This is a genomic window from Enterococcus sp. AZ104 (assembly GCF_050546705.1).
In the GTDB taxonomy this organism is placed as follows: domain Bacteria; phylum Bacillota; class Bacilli; order Lactobacillales; family Enterococcaceae; genus Enterococcus; species Enterococcus faecalis.
The window spans coordinates 691,091-712,627 of the sequence record NZ_CP172952.1 but is presented as its reverse complement, the minus strand read 5'-3'; the positions used below and the strand labels follow the sequence as shown (position 1 = coordinate 712,627).

The following is a 21,537-nucleotide window of genomic DNA, read 5'->3' as shown; positions in this document are numbered from 1 at the left end:
ATAAGCGTAAATAAACTATTTACGCTTTCATATACCCTAAAAGAATACCACCTAGAATAACAAAAATGCAACCAAAAATAACATAAAACATTTCTTTTTTTGATTTTCTTTCCCCTAAAAGGAAGATGCCCCCAAGAGTCGAAATAATAATCCCCATTTGTGATAAAGAGAAGCTAATAGCTAAGCCAATTTCACGCATGGTTAATAACATACAAATATTTCCTAAGCCCCAAAGCAGACCCGTCGTCATATTCATCCAAACAAAACGATCAACTTTGACTTTTTTGAAGGCAAATAAACTAGCCCCCACTAACATACCAATACTTTGTGGCAAAATAATTCCCCACGGATCTAAACCAGTGGCATTAATAATGATGGTATAGACGCCATACCCAACTGTTGAGAAAATCAACGCCCGAATCCCTTTATTAAAATCTAACATACTGTTTGAGGTTTTCGGTTGACTATCATCATCTTGTCGAGCTGTTAAATACACCCCAAAAACTAAAAAGGCCAAAGCGATAAAGCCCACAACAAAGTCTTTTGTTTTTGTCCATTCATGGAAAAAAACAGCCCCTGCAACGGTATTAACAACTAACTGCATCCCAGTTGAAATTGGTAAGCCAACTGAAACGCCCATATATTTCATGCTATGAAATTGTTGATTCTGTCCCAAACTCCAGAATAAACCAGATATAAATCCAACAATTAATGTGGCTGTCGTCAACGTAGGCTGGATGACAAAAAAGACAACAATTGAAAATAGTAATGCGCCGATTGTCATACCTAACGTTTGTTGATTGGCGCTTCCACCAATTTTACCGCTGACTAAACCAATACTGCCCCACGCAATCATGGGCACTAAAGCGATAAGTAAACTCATAATATTCTCCTAACAAATTTATTTCATTTCATTCTAACAATAAAAACGTTTTCTAAACAACTAAGAAGAGTAAGAGAAGTTAGCAAGAAAGTTTTAATAAATAAAAAAAGGCCTATCACCTCTTTAATTTGCTGATAGACCTACTTTTTATTTTACTTCATTATAATAACTGAGGGAAGGGAAAAACAATGTCATCGTCGTACCTTGCCCTTCTGTCGATTCGACTGTTAAATCATGACCTAACTTTTTCGCTAAGCTATGGGCCAAATACAGGCCAAGACCAGTCGAATGCTGTTCGCTTTTTCGCCCGTTTTCACCAGTAAATCCTTTATCGAAAATGCGTCGTTGATCTTGTGTCGGAATGCCAATCCCAGAATCTTTTAAAGATAAATAAATACCTTGTTTATTTTTGGAAATTAGGACCGTAATCGTGCCGCCTTCTGGCGTATACTTGACTGCATTACTTAATAATTGGCGGAAAATAAAAATGACCCATTTTCGGTCGGTTAAAACCGCTTCATCTTCCCCTTCAATTGAGAATTGCAATCTTTTTTGGATAAAATAATTTGCTTGCGTACGAACAACAGATTGCACAATTTCTTTTAAAGAATATTCTTGAAGTAAATAATCTCGAGAAAAGCTGTCCAGTCTAGCATAATATAGGACTTGCTCGACATATTCATCAATTTTACCTAACTCATTTTCCAATAGATAATATTTTTTCTCTGGAATATCATCTTCGACAGATTGTACCAGTAACGTGATAGCCGCTAGGGGGACTTTGATTTCATGAACCCAAGAGTCAATGTAATCTTTTTGGTCCTGTTGGTTGTTAATTGCTTGCTGCATGGTTTGTTGGTGCTCTTGCAATAAACCGTTAATATACGTTTGGACAAGTAGTTCTTCTTCTTTTTCTGCTGTATTCAAATATTCTTGTAAAGAAGGCGGCTCTTTTTCCGTTGCCAACGAAAGCCACCACTTACGTTTTAAATAATAATCAATTGTTAAAAATAGCGATAAAAAAACACTTTGCAGTAAAAAGATATAGCCAACCACTGTCCAATCTAAGCGGACATTAGGAGCCAACCATAAAATAAAACAAGTTAAGAACAGAAAAAATAACCAACCAATTAGTAATAACCAGCGATCTTTTAAATACTTTAGAATGGTCATTGTCTACTCCTATCTAGGGCACCATATAACCGACGCCCACTTTGGTTTCAATATAGCCAGCAATCCCTGCTTGCTCAATTTTTTTTCGTAAACGATTGATATTTACCGTCAACGTATTGTCATCCACAAAACGTTCATCGTCCCATAAAGCGCGCAATAGTTTTTCACGTGTTAAAATTTTTCCGTGCTTTTTCATTAAAAGATACAGTAATCGGTATTCATTTTTACTTAAATCGATCATTTCACCTCTGATTTCCATTCGTCCATTGTCCACATTTAAAGTAATGCCATTATGTGAAAGCACTTCACTATCCGTATCGGAATAGTTATAAGAGCGGCGCAACAAAGCATTGATTTTAGCAATTAAAACATCTATCTGGAACGGTTTTGTGACAAAATCATCCGCGCCCATGTTCATCGCCATAATCATATCCATATTGGTACTACGACTCGAAATAAAAATAATTGGTACTTTAGAAACTTCACGAATTTTTTGACACCAATAGTACCCGTCGTACACAGGTAAATTAATATCCATCAAGACTAATTGAGGATTCTCCTCTTGAAAATCATCCAATACATCATTAAAATCGGTTGTTCCAATCGTTTCAAATTGCCATTTTTGTAATTCCTCGCTAATTAATTCTCGAATGGTTGTTTCATCTTCGACAATCATGATTTTAGCCATGCAATCCCACCTCTTTTATTTCTAAATTTTCATCTTTCTTATCCTAACAAACTTCATTCTTTTTGGATATAGGACTTTATGATGATTTTTACACTATTTCAAAAATAGGCGCTAATAATTCCCATTCTGATAACATGATGAATTTACCAACGAAAGCAAAAATACCATCTAATAATAACACAGACATATTAATTCCTAATACAATAGAAGCTTTTTCGACAATTGGCATGGACTTTTTATTTTTCAAAATAAGATATAAAACAAAGTTTGTTCCATAAGTAAAAACTGTTAACAACACAATTAACTCAATCATTTTACCACTTCCTATTTTGGACTTTTCATTTTTCCTTCAATAATTGCTACTCTTAATTATAGCATAATCTTATAAAAAAATCGGCAGAGTCCTAACCCTTAAGATAAACAACAGAATAGAAGTGGCTTCTTTGAAACTCGCAAGAATCGAGCCTTTTTTAAGAGTTGAAGGTCTTGATCCTTAAAAGACAAGTCCTTCAACTCTAGTATGTTCCATGTATTGGAATTGATACCAACGTAACGAAGTGTAGTGGATCAGACAACCTCAGTTTTTCTAATGATTATATTTGTCATACACTTCTTTTAACTGGTTTAAATCTATTTTTTTCATTTGGTACAATTTTTTGGTCACTTCATTTGCTCTAGCTGGATTTGAGTCAGATAAATAACGTTTCAGTTCAGGATTGCCTGTTTGCCAACTGACTCCAAATTGATCTTCCATCCAGCCACACGGCCATTCTTTCCCTTTAGCAGTCACTTGTTGCCATAGCCGATCTATTTCCTCCTGATTTTCACAATCAATATAAATGGAGAAGGCCATGGTAAAATCAAAATCATGTTTATCTCGTGCATCCATTACTCGAAACGGTTGCTCCTGTAATGTGAAAAGTGCTTGCGCAATGTTCCCATCTTCATATTCAACTTTTTCAATTATTTCGCCTGGACCGAAAATTGCCAACCATTCTGATAGAGCTTTGGCTGCTTCGCCATATTTTTCATTAGCAAACATAAAGGTTGGTACAATTGTTTGTTCTTTTCCTGAAAAAGACACTTGCCAAGAGACACCAAATTTGTCCACTACCCAACCATATAAAGGACTAAAAGGATATTCCCCAAAAGGCATCAATATCTGTCCATCTGTTGTTAAATTTTTCCACAACGTTTCTGTTTGTGATAATGTTTTACATTCAACAAAAAATGAACTAGCTGGCGTAAAGGAAAATTCTGGTCCGCCATTTAAACCAATGATTGTTTGGTTCGCCAAGGTAAATTCAATGGTCATTAATGATGTTCCTTGAGGTTGGTGCTCCTCATTAACGTAGTTCGTTTTACTTAGAATCGCACCTTTTTCAAAGATTGTTGTATAGAAGTTAGCAGCTTCTTCCGCTTGTGTGTCAAACCATAAACAAGGTGAAAATTTAGGCATTGTGGTTCCCTCCTTCGTTTTCTTTAGTGTAGTCAAAGATTGATAAATAAACAAAGAGAACGTTTTAGTATTTATTCATTTCCGTCTGATAGAATCGATAAATTGCTTGTTTTACTTCTTGAAGCAAGGAGGATTTTAAATGTCCCCGTGTCAAAAAATAAAAGGAACGCCAGTACTTTTCACCTAACGTTTGGAAGGGGATTTTTTCAGTAATCGCCTTTCTTGAAAGCAACGATTGCCCCATGCCCAATTCCAACATTTTAACAATCATTTCATTATTTTTAACCGTCATGAGTGTTGGGCTTTGATTACTTTCTTCTAAATACTGTTGGGTATAATGAAAGACCCCAGAATCCTTTTCACGTACCAACCAATTCTGATTGGCAGGGTCCCCAGCTAAAACCAATTGATCCTGAATAATTTCTTCACGAGAGGCGCCTTTCGTAATTAATGGTTTTTCGATAAAGCCAAAATCAACTTGATGTTTTTCAACTTTTTCCACTACTTCTTCTGAATTGTTCATTTCTAAAACAAAATTGATCGTTGCATACTGTGTCTGTAAATGCTGCATCAGTTGCGGCAAATAATAAACTGCAAAAGTATTAGACGCAGCAATTCGGCAAGTTTCTTTAGGTAATCTCGCCTGATGAAGAGCTGTTAATGTTTCTTGCCAATCATCAGCTAAATTTAGCAAACGATTATACAAGACTTCTGCTTGCCTAGTAGGGACTACATCTTGTCGACCATTTCTTAAAAACAATGAACAGCCTAATTCTTCTTCTAATTGTTTGATTTGATTAGAAACGGCTGGTTGTGAGATATATAGGCAGGTAGCTGCTTTGGAAAAGTTCATTTGCTCATACACAATTTGAAAAGTCTTTAATAATTTAAACATAGGCATCCTTTCGATAACTTTCTATTATAAATATTATTTTAACTATTTATTTCTCAAATGTAAAAAATTTCGTTATACTGGAAGTAATGAACAAGAAAGAGAGATTTTTTCAATGAAAAATTCAGAAAATGATTATATCCAATCTTTATTCCAAATTCTTCCCGGCTTGCTAACAGCTTTCCTTGTCGCCTGCCTTAGCAAGTTTCTTGCCATCTGGTTACCTAGCTTAGGCGCCGCAACGATAGCTATTTTACTAGGAATCTTTTTGGGAAATATCTTTGTTCGCGGTGCCAATTTAAATCGCGGAACCAAAGTAGCCGAAAGTAAATTACTAGAATTTTCTGTTGTTTTATTGGGAACCACCGTGACCTTTCAAACGATTGCCCAAATTGGCTTACAAGGTGTCGCATTTATTCTCATTCAAATGTCGCTGACCATTATTTTTGCCTATTTGATCGGTAAAAAACTGGCTTTTTCTGATAATATGTCTTTATTGATGGCTGGTGGTAATGCCGTTTGTGGGTCTTCTGCTATTGCTTCGATTGCTCCAGCAATTCAAGCAGATGAGGAAGAAAAAGGCCAAATCATTACTTTAGTAAACTTATTAGGAACCGTTTTAATGTTGACCTTACCCATTTTAAGTGGGATTCTCTATGGTACCAATTTGTTGGCTCGTAGCGCACTAATCGGAGGGACTTTACAATCAGTTGGTCAGGTTGTCGCCAGTGCCAATATGGTCAATGAGAACGCAGTTCAACTTGCGATGCTCTTTAAAATTATGCGAATTGTCCTACTCGTAGCAGTTGTCTATTTATTTGGACGTTTCAAGCAAAGTAAGACGGCAGAATCAGAAGCTGAGTTGGTAAAAGTCACCAAAAAAAGCAGCGCCCTACCTTGGTATGTAGTTGGCTTTTTCATTGCCTGTGTCTTTAATAGTTTGATTCATTTCCCCGTCGTGATCAGTGAGACTGCTCATTTCTTTAGTTCTTGGTTTGAAATTACTGCCTTGGCAGCAATCGGGTTACGACTCGATTTTAAAAAGTTTTTCCAAGAAGGCAAACGTTTCTTAATCTATGGTTTATCAGTAGGAACTGTTCAAGTCGTCCTAGCCATTTTGTTGTTGGCACTGCTACAGTTCTAATAAAAAAGTTTGACGTTAACACGTCAAACTTTTTTATTTCAGCTTATTCATGCTATTATGAATAAGGTTTTATTAACTTAAAGGAGTTTTTCGATGTTATTTAGTATTAAAAAAAGCGAATGGTTAGGCAATGAACGAAATGATCTATTTGCGGGTCTCGTTTCTTCTGTCGCCATTTTACCAGAAGTAATCGGGTTTGCGATTATTGCTGGTGTTCACCCGCTTTCTGCAGTGTTTGCTTCAGCAGTTACTTTACTTGTGATTACTTTTACGGGCGGCCGTCCGGCAATGGTCTCGGCGTCTGCTGGTTCAATGGCCTTAGTCCTTGCAGGCTTAATTCAAGCACACGGTTTGTCATACATGCTTGCTGCGACTATTTTAACAGGCTTTCTGCAATTTATTTTAGGTTATTTAGGTATCCACAAATTGATGCGCTTTATTCCCAAGACAGTGATGTACGGATTCGTCAATGCGTTAGCCATTTTAATTTTCATGGCGCAAGTACAACAATTGCCTCATCAAACACTGTGGTCCTACGGTATGATTATCTGTAGTATCTTACTTATTTATCTATTACCTAAGTTTATTACAATTGTGCCTCCTGCTTTAATTGTTATTTTATTCATGACTATCCTGTCCTATTTTTTAAAAGGTCATTTGCAAACGGTAGGTGATCTTGGTGAAATGAGTCAGTTTCATCCAGCGATCCGTTGGCCTAATGTACCCGTCAACTTAGAAACGTTGCGGATTATTTTACCTAGCTCTGTTGCCTTAGCAATGGTCGGGTTAATTGAATCTTTATTGACGATCCCCATTGTGGACAAAATGACAGCGAGCCAAAGTGATAGCCAACGAGAAGTTAAAGCACAAGGATTCGCTAATATAATTACCGGCTTTTTTGGTGGCCAAGCTGGCTGTGCGATGATTGGCCAAGCGGTCATTAATGTTAAATCTGGAGGACGAAAACGGCTTTCTACTTTGATTTCAGGTATTACCCTCCTTCTATTCATTTTTGTTTTTAAATCCGTGATGGTAGCCATTCCTACAGCTGCATTGATTGGGATCATGATGACAGTGGCAGTCGACACCTTTGATTGGGAAAGTTTACAGCTTTTCCGAACTTTTGAAATTACTGAAATTGTTATTTTACTCGTGACAGTGGGTGTGATCGTCTATACGCATAATTTAGCGATTGGAATTATTCTAGGTGTTCTTTTAAGTGGTCTTCTTTATCATTTTTTCAAAAAAGAACCAAAAAAAAGTTGCTAGCTTTAGCAACTTTTTTTATTTTTCCCAATATTTCTTCAACGCTTCTTTTTCTATTTTCTTAATGAACGCATCTTTGCCATCCATATATTTATCAATGCTATCGGGGTGTGCTTGGGCCAATTGCTTTTTTAATGTACCATAGGTTGTAGCAATTGCCGGATTTTCTCGTAAATAATTTCGAAAAGCAAGATGGCGCAAAATTTCTTGCGTATTGTCAAACTGATAAATATGCACATGATGTGTTCTTTTTATCGGGCCTTTTCGTAAATAACGACGTCCTGATAGTCCAAATTCCCCCATATATTCATAACCGATTCTTTCAAATTCCCCTTGTAACAGGTCTACTTTTTCAATTTCTTCAACAATGACCAAAAAATCAATAATTGGTTTGGCTGCTAAATTAGGCACAGATGTGCTACCGATATGTTCAACTTTAAGACAATTTTCCTTTAGAATCTGTTTCAACGCTTGGGCTTCTTCTTCAAACTGTTCCACCCAGGCTGGTTGGTATTCTGTAACGATTACTCGCATGGCTTCTCCCTTCTTTTCTATATCCGTTTCATATGTAAAATAGGAAACGGATTTCCTTGAGGATCTTCCTTTGATTCACCAATTACTTGAAACCCTTGAGATTGATAGAACTTCACTGCCCCTTCATTTTGTTTATTAGCATCAACAAAGATAATTGATTCTTGCTCTATTAACTTTTTGATAATTTCTCCACCATAGCCTTTACGAAAATAGACTGGGTCAATAAATAACATTTCCAAAGTTTGTTGATTTGTTCCACTAAAGCCCACACATTTCTGTTCTTCATTTAACCACATACTTAATTGAACTTGTTGAAAATAATCAGGTAAAACCACTTCGATTTTATCAATATCTGCCTGACTCAAAAACAAATGGGTAGCTTCTACTGAAGAACGCCATAGAGAAATTAATTGAGGATAATCGGTTTTTTTTACTTCTTTTTGGTTCAGCATTTTTAATTCCTCCCTATCTAATAAACAAAGTATACCACATTTTGTCTCTCTCAATTCTATAAAAAATAGTCAAATCAACCGTGTTTTTTCTGTCGATTTGACTGCCTCTCTCTATTAACTCTGATGGCTAAACAAGTAAACTAATCAAAGCCACGATAGCTAAACCGCCTTGTGTTAAAATGATTTTTTTATCACTAGTTAAGCTACCGTACGCCGCCACTAAAATAATATAAATCAATAAAAATTTTGTCATCTCCATCGTTGCTTGCGCAAAATAGACACTATAAATAAGTCCTGCACCGATTAGTCCATTATAGATTCCTTGATTTTTAAACAATGTAGTCACTGATTTTCTTTGTAACTCTTGCTTATCCATCTTAAAAACACGGCTTGTTGTCTCAGATGTTGGTACAATCGTTTCTAAATACATAATGTAGAAAAATTCTACAGCCACCAAGGTTACTAAAATTGTTGAAATTAATGTCATCTGCTCCCTCCTCCCATTCCTTTGAACGAAGTAATTTTATGTAATTTTTGCTATGATGTAAATAGATATGCCTAGCCTTAACGAAAGGAAGAAACCTATGACTTTTCAAGAAACTATTAGCGCCTATATCCAAGAACGTTATCAGATAACGCCCGATTTTCCTTTTAAAAAACATCCAGACTATCTCGTCTTTCGTCATCCTAGAAATGCAAAATGGTTTGCTTTAATTATGCCACTGGATGCACAACTGCTCGGCGCTACCGAGAATAAGCAGCTCACTATTTTAACCGTTAAACTTGCGCCTGAATTGATTGCCTTATTAAAGAACCAACCTGGCTATTTTCCTGCCTATCATATGAATAAAGAGCATTGGTTAAGTCTTTCTGAAGAAATTCCGCTCTCACAAGTTTTTTCATTTATAGATGAAAGTTACCAACGGAGTTATTAAAGGAACGTACTAAGAGTAGAGCCTGAGATAAAAATCACTTTGACTTTTTGTCTCAGGCATAGAAAATAATAAAGGCTTGATATTTTGCCCCAACCTTGTTGATAGATAGCACTTTCCTCTGGATTTTTGATACTAACATTTGTTTAAGCATTCTCGCCAAAGACAAAATAGACGATCAGAAGCGTCAAAATGAAACCCACGACAATTAGTAGTACTCTTTTTCCATTTTTTTGAGCGGATTTATCTTCATGGAGTTCTAATACTGTGGCTAAACGTTTAAGTTCTTCCGTTGTAAAGGAACACTCTATTCGTAATAAATTAATTTTTTCAGGTTCAATATTTGTTTGTTCAGAGAGTTGCTCGTTGGAGAAAGTTGAATTTTTGACTGCTTCTTTTATGTTTAGAAATTGTTTTTGTTTTGGAGCGACAAAGAAAGCGTGATACATATACGTGACTAGTGGAACGATTACAATAATTAAACTAGTTAACTCGAAAAAAATCGCGATGATTCCTAAAATTGCCATGATTAGTATAAAGCTAAACCCAATTATTTTATTCTTATTCATTTTTAACTCCTTTTTTTGCTAATTTGATTAATTTATTTGAAGTCTACTCAACCTATTTAATATAATTAATACTACGACTAGTCTTGGAAAAATTTTCATTGATGTTCTTTCTGTTCAAGTCATTACAGGTCGCAGTAACTGCGGCCATCTCTGCCAATGCATAGCTGGTATTGCAGCAGCTGCTGTCCCTCCGCTGGCAACTCCTACAAAAGCATCGAGAACACCACTACCAGCAGTCCCTGCTACAAAGGTTAATCCCGCTCCAACATATTCTGTTGCTGCTCGCGCTAAACCTGCTAGCTGTCCGATAAATACTCCTGTATTATAGGCTGGATTCTGCTTAATCCAATCTTGTTCTAGCCATCTTGATAATCTCGAATTGATTGGTAGTATTATCCCATTATTGGATAATGACTGTTTAATAACGCCGGCACCAAAGGCGACCCCGGACTTCGCTTTCTCTACTACTTGTTTTCCTACTTTTTTCGCTGTCTGACAGAACTTCGTCAAAGTATTCTTCAAAGATTTGCCCCAGTTTCTCAGTAAGTTCTGCCCTTCTTTTGTCTTCGGTTTGCCTTTACTACCTGTTGCTTTTTGGTAGTCTGCGGTTAAACGTTGTTGGCGTTGGGCTGTTTGTATTGCTTGGATTTGTGCATAGCTTAGAGTACTTTGGCTACTTGGTGCACCGCTTGCGACGGGATAACCGCTATAGTAGCTGTAGCCACTATAATTGGCGGAGGCTGGTTGCCAATAGTTAGTTCCTCCTCCAGAGAAATAATTACTTACGGTATTATAGGCAGTTCTCGCAAAGTTGGTGACGCCAGAATAAACCGAACTTGCGACTTGTTTGACACCATTCCACACGCTACTCGCTACTTGCTTCACACCATTCCAAACAGTGCTGACAACTTTTTTCGCGGTATTATACACATTGCTAACGACTTGTTTTGCTTTATTAACTACTTTACTGGCCGTTTTTTTGATACCTGACCACACGTTTTGGAACCAATTTTTCTTATGTCCCGTTGGGTCGGTATAGTTGATTGGGTTGTTTTCGACATACGTGTAGCCGTTTTGGCTTAATGGATTATCTTCTTCCCCTTCGTAACTGTCTTGGGTCAGGAAGGTGCTACTGTGGCTGTCATAGTAACGAGCTCTGAGGTAATGATAACCTGTAATGTCCTGTGCTTCTCCAGTATACCCATAAGGATTGCCAGTGTCATCTTTTTCTGTTGGTCTGCCGAAAACGCTGTAGTGAGTCGTGTTGGTTATTTTTTCTCCTTGGACTAAACCGGTGACACTGCCACGGGCATCGGTCAAGTATTGATAATCTTCGTTCGTTTGATGATTGGTATAACTGAGTCGTTCATGGCCGTACGTGTACGTCTCTCGTGTTTTCTTTTCATCATCATACGTTTGCAGAACTTGGGTATTTTCTTGATTGACATCATTGACATAGTTGCGCACTTCGTAGTAATTGTACGTATCTTCCCTAGTTGTATAAGGGATTAACACGTCATTCACTTCGGAAGAATAAGTGACTTTCCCTTCACCAGGCCGCTTGCCTAAGCTTGGTGGATTGACTACAATCCCTTCTTCGTTCGCTCGATCTTTCGCGATTTTTTGATGGTAGGCACGTGAAATAGTATCAAAAGCCTCCAACCAAAGATCGCCAACGGTTTCTGGTAAACTTGAAAGTGCTTGGAGAACGTTGCCTGTAAATCCGTACCAGAAAAGAGAATTCTCTTCGCCGTTGGGACTAGTCGCTGGGGATTTACGGCGATCGTCTGGCACGTGTTTCGCTGCGACTTTGCTTTTTTTCTCTTGACGTTTAAAGAGTTGATAGGCGGTCGTTTTTTCTGTGCGACTCGCTGTGAAGACCCGATTATTTTCGCCGTCATAAAGTGCTGCTAATAGTAAGCCTTGATTATCTTTGACTGCTAGTAAGCGATTTTCTGTGTCATAAATATAGTCTAGTGTTTCATCGGTGCCACTTTGTTTCAGACGATTACCGTTCTTATCGTATTCATAAGTGATGGTCTCCTGATCGTTTTTCATACGCAACAGGCGATTGTTGTCGTCATAAGTGAACTCAGTTTTTACTTCTTGCCCAGCAATGGTTTCCGTACTGGTTAATTTATTGCCTGCTTGATCGTAAGTGTAGTTATACGTTGCAAGTTCCTGTTTTTTCTTCTTATCAAAAACGGTCATCTGAACGACTTGTCCTAAGCTATCGTATTCATAAGTTTGTACAACGGTTTTGCCAGCTTGTGTAATGACTTCTTCTGAAATAAAGGTATCGGCATTATATTCATAACGATAGGATGCCAGTTCTTTGCCTTTTTTGTTGCGATGCACAATTTCTTCAACACGATTGTCCAAACGATAAGTTAGCGTTGAAGTCGTGTCATCTTTGCGCTTGATTTTGGTCATGTTGCCAGCATCATCATATTCGTAAGTCGTCGTTTGGTTCTCTTTGTCAGTGACTTTGGTTAAACGGTCCAATTCATCATAGCTGTACTTGACTTCAGACTTGTCGGCGTAAGTCATTTTTTTGATGTTGCCATAATCATCATACGTGTACTTAATCAAGCTGCCGTCGCCTTGGCGGACACCAGTTATTTCGTCTTCGTCGTTGTATTCGTATTGGGTTTGTCCCGTTAAGTCATTCATGGAAATTCGACGTCCTTCTGAATCATAAGTGTACATCACGGTACCATCTGCTTTTTCTGAATAATTGACTTGCAGCAGTTGATCCAGCTTGTTGTAATCATAGGAAATCGTTTTGCCATTGGCTTGTTTGACACTTTCTAAACGATCGTCCGCATCATAGGTGTATTTTGTGGTGTCACCTAAGCTATTAACTTTTTCCACGACATTCGATAGTTCATCGTATTTATATTTGGTGACTTTACCATTGCCATTGGTCATCTCGGTAATATTGCCGACAGAATCATACGCGTAGCTGGTTGTCGCCGCTTTTGCGCCAGTTCCGGTAGTGGCTTCAAGTAGTTGATCTGCTTTGTCATAGCTGTAGGTGGTCACTCGTTGTCCGCCAGAAGTAACTTTAGTTAAATTGTTATTGCCGTCGTATGAAAATTCGTTGAAAGCCCCTTCACTTGAAATAATTTTCGTTAAGCGGTCATCTTGGTCATATTGATAAGCCGTGACTTGTCCAGCGGTATTGGTTTCGCTTGTTAAGCGATCGCCTGCATCATAGGTCTTAGAACTTTTTTGACCTAATGCGTTAATGGTTTCGGTTAGATTACCGTTTGGATCATAGTTGTAGGTTTCTTTTCGTTTACCGTTAATGGTTCGTGTCGTCAACTGACCTACTGGATCATACTCGTAAGAAGTCTTGCGTCCGGTTGGTGTAGCAACGGTTTTTAATTGATCTAAAACATCATAACTGTAGTTGGTTTTGATGCCACTTGGACTGACGGTTTGCGCTAAATTCCCTGCTTCGTCATAGGTAAACGTAGTCGTTAAGTCTGCTGGATTGGTCGTTTTCAGCAAGCGCCCCGCTTTGTCATAATCATAAGTTGTAACCCGTTTTGATTGATCTTCTTGTTTGATTAAATTCCCAGCAACATCATAGGTATAGCTTTGCGATAAACCTTTCGGTGCCAATTGTTGGCTTAAACGTCCTAGTTTATCATAAGCGTAACTGTATTTAGCTCCGTTTGGTAAAGTCCGTTTGATGGCTTGACCGTAAAAATTATTTTCATAAGTTGTTTTGTGGCCATTTTCATCTGTTTCTGATAAAAGTCCGCCCGCTTGATCATAGGTATATTTACTGATACCACCAGTCGGTTTCGTGATACTAGCAACACGGTTCATTGAATCATAGGTATAGCTAGTACGATTTTCTTCGCCGCTTGTTTCAGTTAAAAGGTTGCCTAAATGATCATAAGAATACTTTTGGACAGCACCTGTGGGACTAACTTTTTCAGTTAGACGATTCAGAGGGTCGTATTTCAAGGCTGTTGTATTCTTTTTTGCATCGGTATAAAGGATCAAGTTTTGGTTGGCATCGTAACCGTAACTGGTTTTTTCACCCTTTTCATCTGTGATACTCGAGACATTCCCTAAAATATCATAGGTGTAAACCAGCTTCCCGCCAGCTGGGTTTGTTTCTGTAACAATTTGGTTGATTGCATCATACGTATAAGCCGTGCTACGTCCTTTTGCATCGGTTGTTTCGGTTAAATTGCCATTTTCGTCATAGGTATAGGTCGACTTCTTCCCTTCGACATCCGTGGACGTCAGCAGATTGCCCATGACGTCATACGTGAATGTTTCGCTGGTTTTGTCTGCATAAACAATTTTTGTAACATTGTTTTGTTCGTCATATTCATAGGTTGTGACTTCCCCTAAGCTGTTTGTTTCTGTCAGCCTCTCACCCGACGCATTATACGTATAGGCTTCATCTAATCCCTGGTTGTCTTTTAAATGGACCACACGATTACTTGCATCATATTCGTATTCAGTGATTAAACCGTTAGAGTGTGTTTCTTTGACTAACCGATCTAATTCATCATAGGTATTCGTTAATGTGGAACCATCAGGATTTTCAACTTTTTCTGTTTGAGCAGTCGGTGTATATGAAAGCTTGTAGACATTGCCATTTTCATCGGTAATAGCGGTCGGATAGCCTAGTTCATTATATGAATAGACCTTTTTATTACCTAAAGCATCAGTTGCGCTGGTTATCTGCTCAATTTGACTGTAGGAATACTTTGTTTGGTTGCCTAAGCCGTCTGTAACTGTTTCTGGTAAATTATGACCATTATAAGTGGTGCTGGTGGTATAGCCCGCTGCATCAGTTACACTAGCTTGGTTGCCGTTGCCATCATAGGCAATTTTGGTTTGATTGCCTAGCGGATCCGTAATTGTCGTTAAGGCGCCACCTTTTGTATAGCTATAAATAGTTTCTTTGCCACGAGCGTCAATGAACGAAAGAACATTGCCCATTTTGTCATAGGTGTACGTACTTGTTTTTTGATTTGGATACGTGACTTTTGTTACATTTCCTAACGAATCATAGGTATAGTTTGTTGTTCTGTTATTAGTTGTTTCACTTAATTTGTTACCATTTTCATCGTAGGTATACGTGGTGACAATTCCAGCTTCATCTGTCCGTTTAATAATCCAGCCTAAATCGTTGTATTCATTTGATACTTGGGTGCCATCAGGTTTCTCTGCTTTGACCAAATTACCCGTGTCATCATAAGTATTACTGGTCACTTGTTTCAGTGAATCGGTCATTGTGGCGATTTGATTCGTAATGTCGTCATACGTGTAAGTCGTTGTTTTTCCCGCTTCATTCGTATCACTTAGCAAACGGCCTAATGCATCTCTTTGGTAGGTTAATGTTTGGCCAGCCGCATTGGTTTCACTTAGTAAGCGTTGATGTTGATCATAGGTATAGGTTGTCGTCTGTCCTTCTGGATTGGTCATCTTAATCTAATTACCCACACCGTCATAAGCATACGTATAGCTACCACCAGTGGCATTGGTCATACTCAACTTGTTGCCAACTGCATCATAAATGAATGTCGACGTAAAGCCGTTACCGTCTGTTTGGGCTATTACTTGACCAGCACCATCGTAGGTATAACTGGTCGTTTGTCCGTCTGGGGTCGTTTCGCTGGTTTTGCGTCCTTCACCATCATAGGTCATCGTTGTGACGCCGCCTAATGGGTTTGTCATGCTAACAGGAAGTCCGTGAGCATTATAGGTGATACTAGTCACACCCTCTAGAGGATTGATAATTTTGTCCAAAAAGGCACCCGAATAACTATAAGTCGTTTGGTTCCCCTCAGAATCAGTGGTACTCGTTATACGCCCTTGTTTATCAACAGCAAAGGTCATTGGGGCTTGCTGATTGATTTGGCTAGAGAGTAAATTCCCTGCCTTGTCATACGTATATAATGTCTTGGTTCCATCAAAATCGACTTCACTAGTGATGTGATTTTTCTCATCATAAGTAGCTTTTTTAACAGCGCCGTCAAAACGCGTTTCTGTCAGCTGATTCCCCTTTTTATCATAGGTGTAGCTAGAAGTTTGTCCTAGTTCGTTCGTCTCACTAATTAGACGATTCTCGGCATCATAAGCTTTGACAACACTTGTGTCATCAGGATAACTAATTTGAGTTGTGCGGTATTGTTTGTCATAGTGATACGTTGTGACCGCACCATTTCCGTCTGTTGTAATTGTTTGTCCGTCGCTGTACGCCAACGTTGACACAGCGCCTGTTCCGTCAACTTGTTTGACAACACGAGCTTCTTTATCATAGGTATTTTCAATAATTTTATTACCATTGCCGTCATACCAAGCAGTCATTAGACCTTCTTTGTTGTATTCATAACGTGTTTTGACCCCTATCGCGTCAATAAAACCAATCAAATGTCCTTCGTTATCGTATTCATAGGCTAATTTAGCGCCGTTGGGTACCGTAATATTGCTGATATAGCCCTCTTCGTTCATGGTAATGTTGTACATGTTGCCTGTTGGATCAGTAATAGCAGTTAATTGAGCATTTTTATTGTAATCAAATTTCGTTACGTTGCCTTTTTCATCTTTTTGGCTAGTTAGCAGACCAAAATAATTAAAGGTTTTCTCTTGGTTATCATTGTCTGTGATTTGATACTCTTTCACCTTATATTTTTCTTTGCCATTGCCAAAATCGGCTTCTTTCGTTTCTTTTTCTTTGACTGTCATTGTTAAATCATAACCTGCTGGCGCAAGGTATTTGTTGCCTTCTTTTTTAAATTTCAGAATACTGCCATCTGTTCGTGTATAATAAAGGTTTTCTTTTTCATCACTAGTGACTTGTTCATTGAAAGCAAAAGACCAACCACGCCCAAAAAGACTATTGATGTCCGCGCCTTTGGAATTGTACGTTCGCGTAATTTCAAAATTGCTAGTTAAGCTAGGAATCGTAACATCCGTCCGATCCAGATAAAAATTGCCTGTATTCAAATTAATCGGTTCAAAACCAAACTCGCAATGCAGACCACGTCCCATTAATAAGCTATCAATATCTTGTTTGGTTCCATCTGAAAGCTTCGGTGGATTATATGGCTTGTTCGCATTTTTCTTGGGATTGCGAATAAACAGTGTATTATTTTGTAAAAGCAACATGTCTTGTACTCGATTGTCATAAACAATTTGAGCTAATGGTACGCCATAATAAGCAGCGATTTTAGGTAACGTATCATATTGCGTCACTTTGTAAATGACAAATTTTTCACTACTCTTTTTCCCGCTAGAACGGCCATCTTTTTTACTTTCTGCATCAATCGTGTAAACCGTATTGTGGGTTGGCGCGGTAAACGGAATCCCTGTTTGCCAATTAGAAAGTTTATCTCGGTATTTCGTGGTTCCTTTTGGAAAATAAGAGTCAAATAGACTTGAATTAGGATACTTATAAGAATAACTAGCAAACGATTGTCCAGCAAAGTCTTTGCCTTTATCACTCAAGCTATAATCCAAAATCGCACCTGGTGTTGTTAATCCGTCTGCAAAAACACCTTGAAACTGCAATTTCCCTTTTTTATCCGCTATCATCATGGATCGTAAAGCAACGGTCGTATCTTTAATTGGATAATGGATATCAACTGGATCAGGAATCGACCAATTAATCGTTAAACTTGGGCGTTTATCAGGTGTAAAATCAAATTGTCCTGGACCACCTGTTGAATAGGTCGTATAAAAAGCTCCACCATAATCATTTTCATTGGTTGCCTGAACGACTATCCCATAATTTTTGCTCGTTCCTTGTACCCAACTATTAACCGCATCACGAATATCAAATTGATGCAGCCCATATTTGGCACTACTAATTGCTTTTTCGCCTGTTGGCTCTTGTGATAAGCCGACTGAATTATCCCATGTCAATGTATCAATATTAAAGTCTTCTGTCAGTTTATAACTAGAAAACGTCGCATTGGTTTGCGGATACTGAATGTATTGATACAAATTATAGGTAGCACTATCAATCTTTGCCTCTTTAGGAATTTTCGAAAAGTCATAATTAATTTTTGAATAAATCCTTGTCCGTCCAACATCTTTTGCATTCCCGATTCCGGTCATTTCTTGCGTAATATAGCCAACATAGCCATAGCCGCGCCCTTGATAGGTTCCATGTACTGAACTAGTGACCGTATCAATTAAATTTTCGGTAGGAACGGTTACTGTTGGATCAATCCGAACAGGATAAACACGTGCTTCATCTGCTAACCATTCTTGACTGGCGTCAACCGTTAATTCATAATGATCTTCTTGTTTCTGAAGACTAAGTGTAATGTCTTCACTTGTTTCACCAGCTTGATCCATCATTTGTGGCGCCGATAAAACAAACAGCACTTCTTTTTGACCTTTTTTCCGAATTAGGACTTGATTACTCTCTAAAAAAGCTGAATACTTTTCAGTAGAAAACTGATACACAAATTGATGTTTTTCCCGCCATTTTTCTAAAATAATTTCTTCTTTGACACCTTTATCCGTCACCGTGTACTGAACATCATCGCCTTCGTCAACATTGTTATAAAGAAGCGCATTTTCTTTAACTGTCACATTTTTATAAACCTTATCCTTTGGCATTAACTCTAACGTATCCTCGCCTTTTGATACTTGAACCCCTTGATTTTGATCCATTTTATCTGGTAAAACGATTGCAACAGGACTGCTACTCGGTTTAAAAATAGTTTTATCCTCTTCGTTCACCGACACCAGACTTAAATCGATAGGAACCTCAATTTCTTCTTCATTTTTATATGTTTTAACGTCACTGTTAATATAGGTGATAAAATGCGTGTCATCTACTTTATAAATCTGTTCCTGACCATTTTCTAAAATCGGCTCACCATATTTTGTTTTTAGCGATTCTTCCTCTTTATTAAGCTTCCTCTCTTCAACCTCGGGCAAGTGTAGCGCATATTCTTTGTTGCCATCGTCAATTTTTTTCTTGCCATCTAATTCTGAAGGAGAAGTTTCTGTTTCTTTGAACGATGTGTCCTTTGTTTGGTTCTGGGGCTCTGGAACGACTGACTCTTGAACATTCTCTACCGTTTCTTTATAATAATTTTTTGCCTTATTTTGTTCAACAGTATCCTGAATCTCTTCTGCATAAGCAAAAGGCATACTTCCCATTAATAAATGCACCAACACAACATACTTAATAATTTTTTCTATCCTTTTTTTCAATTTTACCCCTACTCCCTTTTTTTTGATTGAAATAGCTCTTTATAAACAATTCCAATTGAAATAACTATATCTGTTAGAAACATGACTATCGGACTAATACTCGGTAAAAATATTCGTATCCCTATAGATATACTTAATAAAAAGAAAACCCCCAACAACAATTGTCTAAATAACCGATTTTTCCAACAAAATGATTCATTTAAAAAGTTTTCTAAGCAATAGTAAAGAAAAATAAACCGTGCACTTCCTTGTATATAAGTCGTTAATATCCAAATTAAACGCTTTGTCCCTTCATAGGAAATTTCTGTTGTACGGTAGAGCATTTCTCCCAATAGCCCTAGAAGAACTCCTGATAGAAGCATCACCAACAAATAATTTTTTAAAGCTCGTCGTACTTTTTTCTTTGAAGATACCTTACGATAAAATAGATAAAATAAATACAGGAAAAGGCCTACGCCTAGACTTACTAATGTTACACCAATCCCATAACTAATAATTCTATTAAATGAGTCTTCTAGTCTAGAAGTAACTATTCCATTTAAAAATAAATAACTTCCCATTCCATAAAACATTACTCCTACAACATACAGAGTAAAATAAAATTTCTTTATTCCTTCCCCTAGACTACTCTTCACTTTTGTTCCGTTCCCTTTCTCTTGCATGAACAACAAACCTTCTCTCCCCATCTTTTTCATCACAAGTCGACAATATCAAAAGTTTCCCGTGCGCTTGGGCAACAGATTTACGATAATGGCCTTGTGCTTGTTTTGAATATTCCTCAATCCTTTCCTGGTAATCATTCACAGCCTTTAAATCCCCTAAATGATACGTTTCAAACAAATGCTCATCTGTAAAACGATAGGCTGCAAAAACTTCATACTCAATCACTTCTTGCTGTGTTCGAATGGTAATTCTACGATTCGTCTCAAAAAAATTTGTATCTGCAAAATTCGATAGTGTTCCAAACATCGATCCATCTCTCGTAGAATGTCCATAAATAATCGTGACAGGGTCCTTAAAATCTTTCCTATTGACTCCCTCAGTAAAAACCGCACCATAAATGGTTTCATTATGATCAACATCATGCGTAAGATAATAACTATCCTCTGTTAAATGTTGTGCTACAGGATAATGAATACTTGTACCCTCAACATCTAACTGAGCATACACATCTGAATTACTATGAAAAGCAGTTTGGCTTTTATTAACACTTAATTCTGACTTTATATTTTCTACATCTAGAAATTTCAGCCAACAGATTCCTAAAACAAAAATTAAAACAACAAGCGTTAGAAATTGTTTCAACAAATCCCTCCTAATTAGTTATAAACTTCATACATCTCCAATAAAACATTATCATCTAAAATTAAAAAAATAGAAATATAATCATTTAAAATATTATCACAATATTCAAAACAATGAAATAGTAATTAACCTTTAAAAAATCAGCTATAAAACCTTTGAAATAAATAAAAATATTTATTGATTAAAATTAACATCTCCTAGTTGTTTTTATTCGATAAATAAAAACAACAAACATTAATTATTTATATAATTTTATTAAAATTATTTTTAAGCATGATAATATTTGGCTATTTAAATAAAGATAAAAAAACACCCTACTCCTTGAGTAGGGTGTGAAAGATTGTTTAAGCTTATTTGCTTAAAGCGTCTTTTGCTTGTTCAGCTAACGCTGTAAATGCTGCTGCATCGTTAACGGCTAAGTCAGCTAACATTTTGCGGTTGATATCAATCTCTGCCAATTTCAAACCGTGCATTAATTTAGAATAGCTTAAGCCATTCATACGAGCTGCCGCGTTGATACGTGCAATCCATAATTTACGGAAGTCACGTTTCTTTTGACGACGGTCTCTGAATGCATAGTAATAAGAGTTCATTACTTGTTCTTTTGCTGATTTAAATAAAGTATGTTTTGATCCGTAGTAGCCTTTCGCTAACTTAAGGACTTTTTTACGACGTTTACGGGTTACTGTTCCACCTTTAACACGTGCCATGTTGAATTCCTCCTAATATCTTGTTTCTCTTGACGGTAATCTAAAAGTCACCGAGTTGTTTTATTTCATTCTTGCTAATTGTTGGCGGATACGTTTGTAATCGCCTTTTGCAACCATGCTTGCTTTACGCAATTGACGGCGTTGTTTTTTAGTTTTACCGTGGAAACGGTGAGATGTAAAGGCACGGCCACGTTTTAAGCCGCCTCCACCAGTACGTTTTACACGTTTTGCTAATCCGCGGTGTGTTTTTTGTTTTGGCATGACTAATTTTCCTCCTCAAAATCTTTGCTTCAAGTGAAAGACTCTAACAGTCACAACTG

At 37.4% G+C, this 21,537-nt stretch carries 19 protein-coding genes; 3 read left to right on the top strand and 16 right to left on the bottom strand.

Translation table 11 applies throughout. The annotated features are described in order from the left end of the window. Positions 1-19: 19 nt before the first annotated feature. The 6 genes from IGJ37_RS03425 to IGJ37_RS03400 all read right to left on the bottom strand — a co-directional run bounded on the left by IGJ37_RS03425 (position 20) and on the right by IGJ37_RS03400 (position 5,098). On the bottom strand, positions 20-883 hold the full coding sequence (locus IGJ37_RS03425; protein ID WP_033626373.1) for a GRP family sugar transporter: 864 nt from the start codon (positions 881-883) through the stop codon (positions 20-22). Positions 884-1,030: 147 nt separating this feature from the next. After that, positions 1,031-2,056 carry a two-component system sensor histidine kinase SapS gene (gene sapS, locus IGJ37_RS03420; protein ID WP_002361370.1) on the bottom strand — a complete coding sequence of 342 codons (1,026 nt, stop codon included), beginning with the start codon at positions 2,054-2,056 and terminating at the stop codon, positions 1,031-1,033. Positions 2,057-2,069: 13 nt separating this feature from the next. Next, the gene (gene sapR / locus IGJ37_RS03415; protein ID WP_002358841.1) at positions 2,070-2,744 is read right to left on the bottom strand and encodes a two-component system response regulator SapR; all 675 of its coding nucleotides are present in this window, start codon (positions 2,742-2,744) and stop codon (positions 2,070-2,072) included. 88 nt (positions 2,745-2,832) lie between these two features. Next, complete coding sequence (locus IGJ37_RS03410) at positions 2,833-3,057, bottom strand: hypothetical protein (protein WP_002355808.1); 225 nt, start codon at positions 3,055-3,057, stop codon at positions 2,833-2,835. Between the two features lie 273 nt (positions 3,058-3,330). Further along, positions 3,331-4,203, bottom strand: coding sequence for a VOC family protein (locus tag IGJ37_RS03405; RefSeq protein WP_010713823.1), 873 nt, complete (start codon positions 4,201-4,203; stop codon positions 3,331-3,333). Positions 4,204-4,267: 64 nt separating this feature from the next. Next, the gene (locus IGJ37_RS03400; RefSeq protein WP_002358839.1) at positions 4,268-5,098 is read right to left on the bottom strand and encodes a LysR family transcriptional regulator; all 831 of its coding nucleotides are present in this window, start codon (positions 5,096-5,098) and stop codon (positions 4,268-4,270) included. 112 nt (positions 5,099-5,210) lie between these two features. Between IGJ37_RS03400 and IGJ37_RS03395 the strand changes: the two genes are divergently transcribed. Both IGJ37_RS03395 and IGJ37_RS03390 read left to right on the top strand, forming a co-directional pair. Further along, positions 5,211-6,239, top strand: a complete 1,029-nt coding sequence (locus IGJ37_RS03395; RefSeq protein WP_325815025.1) for a YeiH family protein — start codon at positions 5,211-5,213, stop codon at positions 6,237-6,239. A gap of 93 nt (positions 6,240-6,332) precedes the next feature. Next, positions 6,333-7,508 (top strand): SulP family inorganic anion transporter, encoded by a 1,176-nt coding sequence (locus IGJ37_RS03390; RefSeq protein WP_002378096.1) that lies wholly within the window; start codon positions 6,333-6,335, stop codon positions 7,506-7,508. Between the two features lie 15 nt (positions 7,509-7,523). Here the strand turns inward: IGJ37_RS03390 and IGJ37_RS03385 are convergent, their stop codons facing one another. The 3 genes from IGJ37_RS03385 to IGJ37_RS03375 form a co-directional block, all read right to left on the bottom strand. Then, complete coding sequence (locus tag IGJ37_RS03385) at positions 7,524-8,039, bottom strand: GrpB family protein (RefSeq protein WP_002361365.1); 516 nt, start codon at positions 8,037-8,039, stop codon at positions 7,524-7,526. 17 nt (positions 8,040-8,056) lie between these two features. Then, positions 8,057-8,551 carry a GNAT family N-acetyltransferase gene (locus tag IGJ37_RS03380; RefSeq protein ID WP_002370719.1) on the bottom strand — a complete coding sequence of 165 codons (495 nt, stop codon included), beginning with the start codon at positions 8,549-8,551 and terminating at the stop codon, positions 8,057-8,059. A 67-nt stretch (positions 8,552-8,618) separates the two neighbouring features. Next, a complete protein-coding gene (locus IGJ37_RS03375; RefSeq protein ID WP_002358829.1) occupies positions 8,619-8,978 on the bottom strand; it encodes a DUF1304 domain-containing protein in 360 nt (119 codons plus the stop codon). A 67-nt stretch (positions 8,979-9,045) separates the two neighbouring features. On the opposite strand from IGJ37_RS03375, the gene IGJ37_RS03370 reads away from it, so the two are divergent. Then, on the top strand, positions 9,046-9,426 hold the full coding sequence (locus tag IGJ37_RS03370) for an MmcQ/YjbR family DNA-binding protein (protein ID WP_002385048.1): 381 nt from the start codon (positions 9,046-9,048) through the stop codon (positions 9,424-9,426). A 143-nt stretch (positions 9,427-9,569) separates the two neighbouring features. On the opposite strand, the gene IGJ37_RS03365 is transcribed toward IGJ37_RS03370, so the two are convergent. The 7 genes from IGJ37_RS03365 to rpmI form a co-directional block, all read right to left on the bottom strand. Beyond that, the gene (locus tag IGJ37_RS03365; RefSeq protein WP_325815023.1) at positions 9,570-9,992 is read right to left on the bottom strand and encodes a hypothetical protein; all 423 of its coding nucleotides are present in this window, start codon (positions 9,990-9,992) and stop codon (positions 9,570-9,572) included. A 114-nt stretch (positions 9,993-10,106) separates the two neighbouring features. Beyond that, positions 10,107-15,452 (bottom strand): RHS repeat-associated core domain-containing protein, encoded by a 5,346-nt coding sequence (locus tag IGJ37_RS03360; RefSeq protein ID WP_430598967.1) that lies wholly within the window; start codon positions 15,450-15,452, stop codon positions 10,107-10,109. 6 nt (positions 15,453-15,458) lie between these two features. Then, complete coding sequence (locus IGJ37_RS03355) at positions 15,459-19,202, bottom strand: DNRLRE domain-containing protein (protein WP_325815021.1); 3,744 nt, start codon at positions 19,200-19,202, stop codon at positions 15,459-15,461. An 8-nt stretch (positions 19,203-19,210) separates the two neighbouring features. Further along, complete coding sequence (locus IGJ37_RS03350; protein ID WP_010824460.1) at positions 19,211-19,864, bottom strand: hypothetical protein; 654 nt, start codon at positions 19,862-19,864, stop codon at positions 19,211-19,213. Continuing rightward, entirely contained in the window at positions 19,827-20,507 is a 681-nt protein-coding gene (locus IGJ37_RS03345; protein WP_010819806.1) for a class B sortase, read from the bottom strand. The genes IGJ37_RS03350 and IGJ37_RS03345 overlap by 38 nt, the downstream gene beginning before the upstream one ends. Positions 20,508-20,857: 350 nt before the next feature. Then, positions 20,858-21,217, bottom strand: a complete 360-nt coding sequence (gene rplT / locus IGJ37_RS03340) for a 50S ribosomal protein L20 (protein WP_002355799.1) — start codon at positions 21,215-21,217, stop codon at positions 20,858-20,860. 60 nt (positions 21,218-21,277) lie between these two features. Next, positions 21,278-21,478, bottom strand: coding sequence for a 50S ribosomal protein L35 (gene rpmI / locus IGJ37_RS03335; protein WP_002355798.1), 201 nt, complete (start codon positions 21,476-21,478; stop codon positions 21,278-21,280). Positions 21,479-21,537 lie beyond the last annotated feature (59 nt).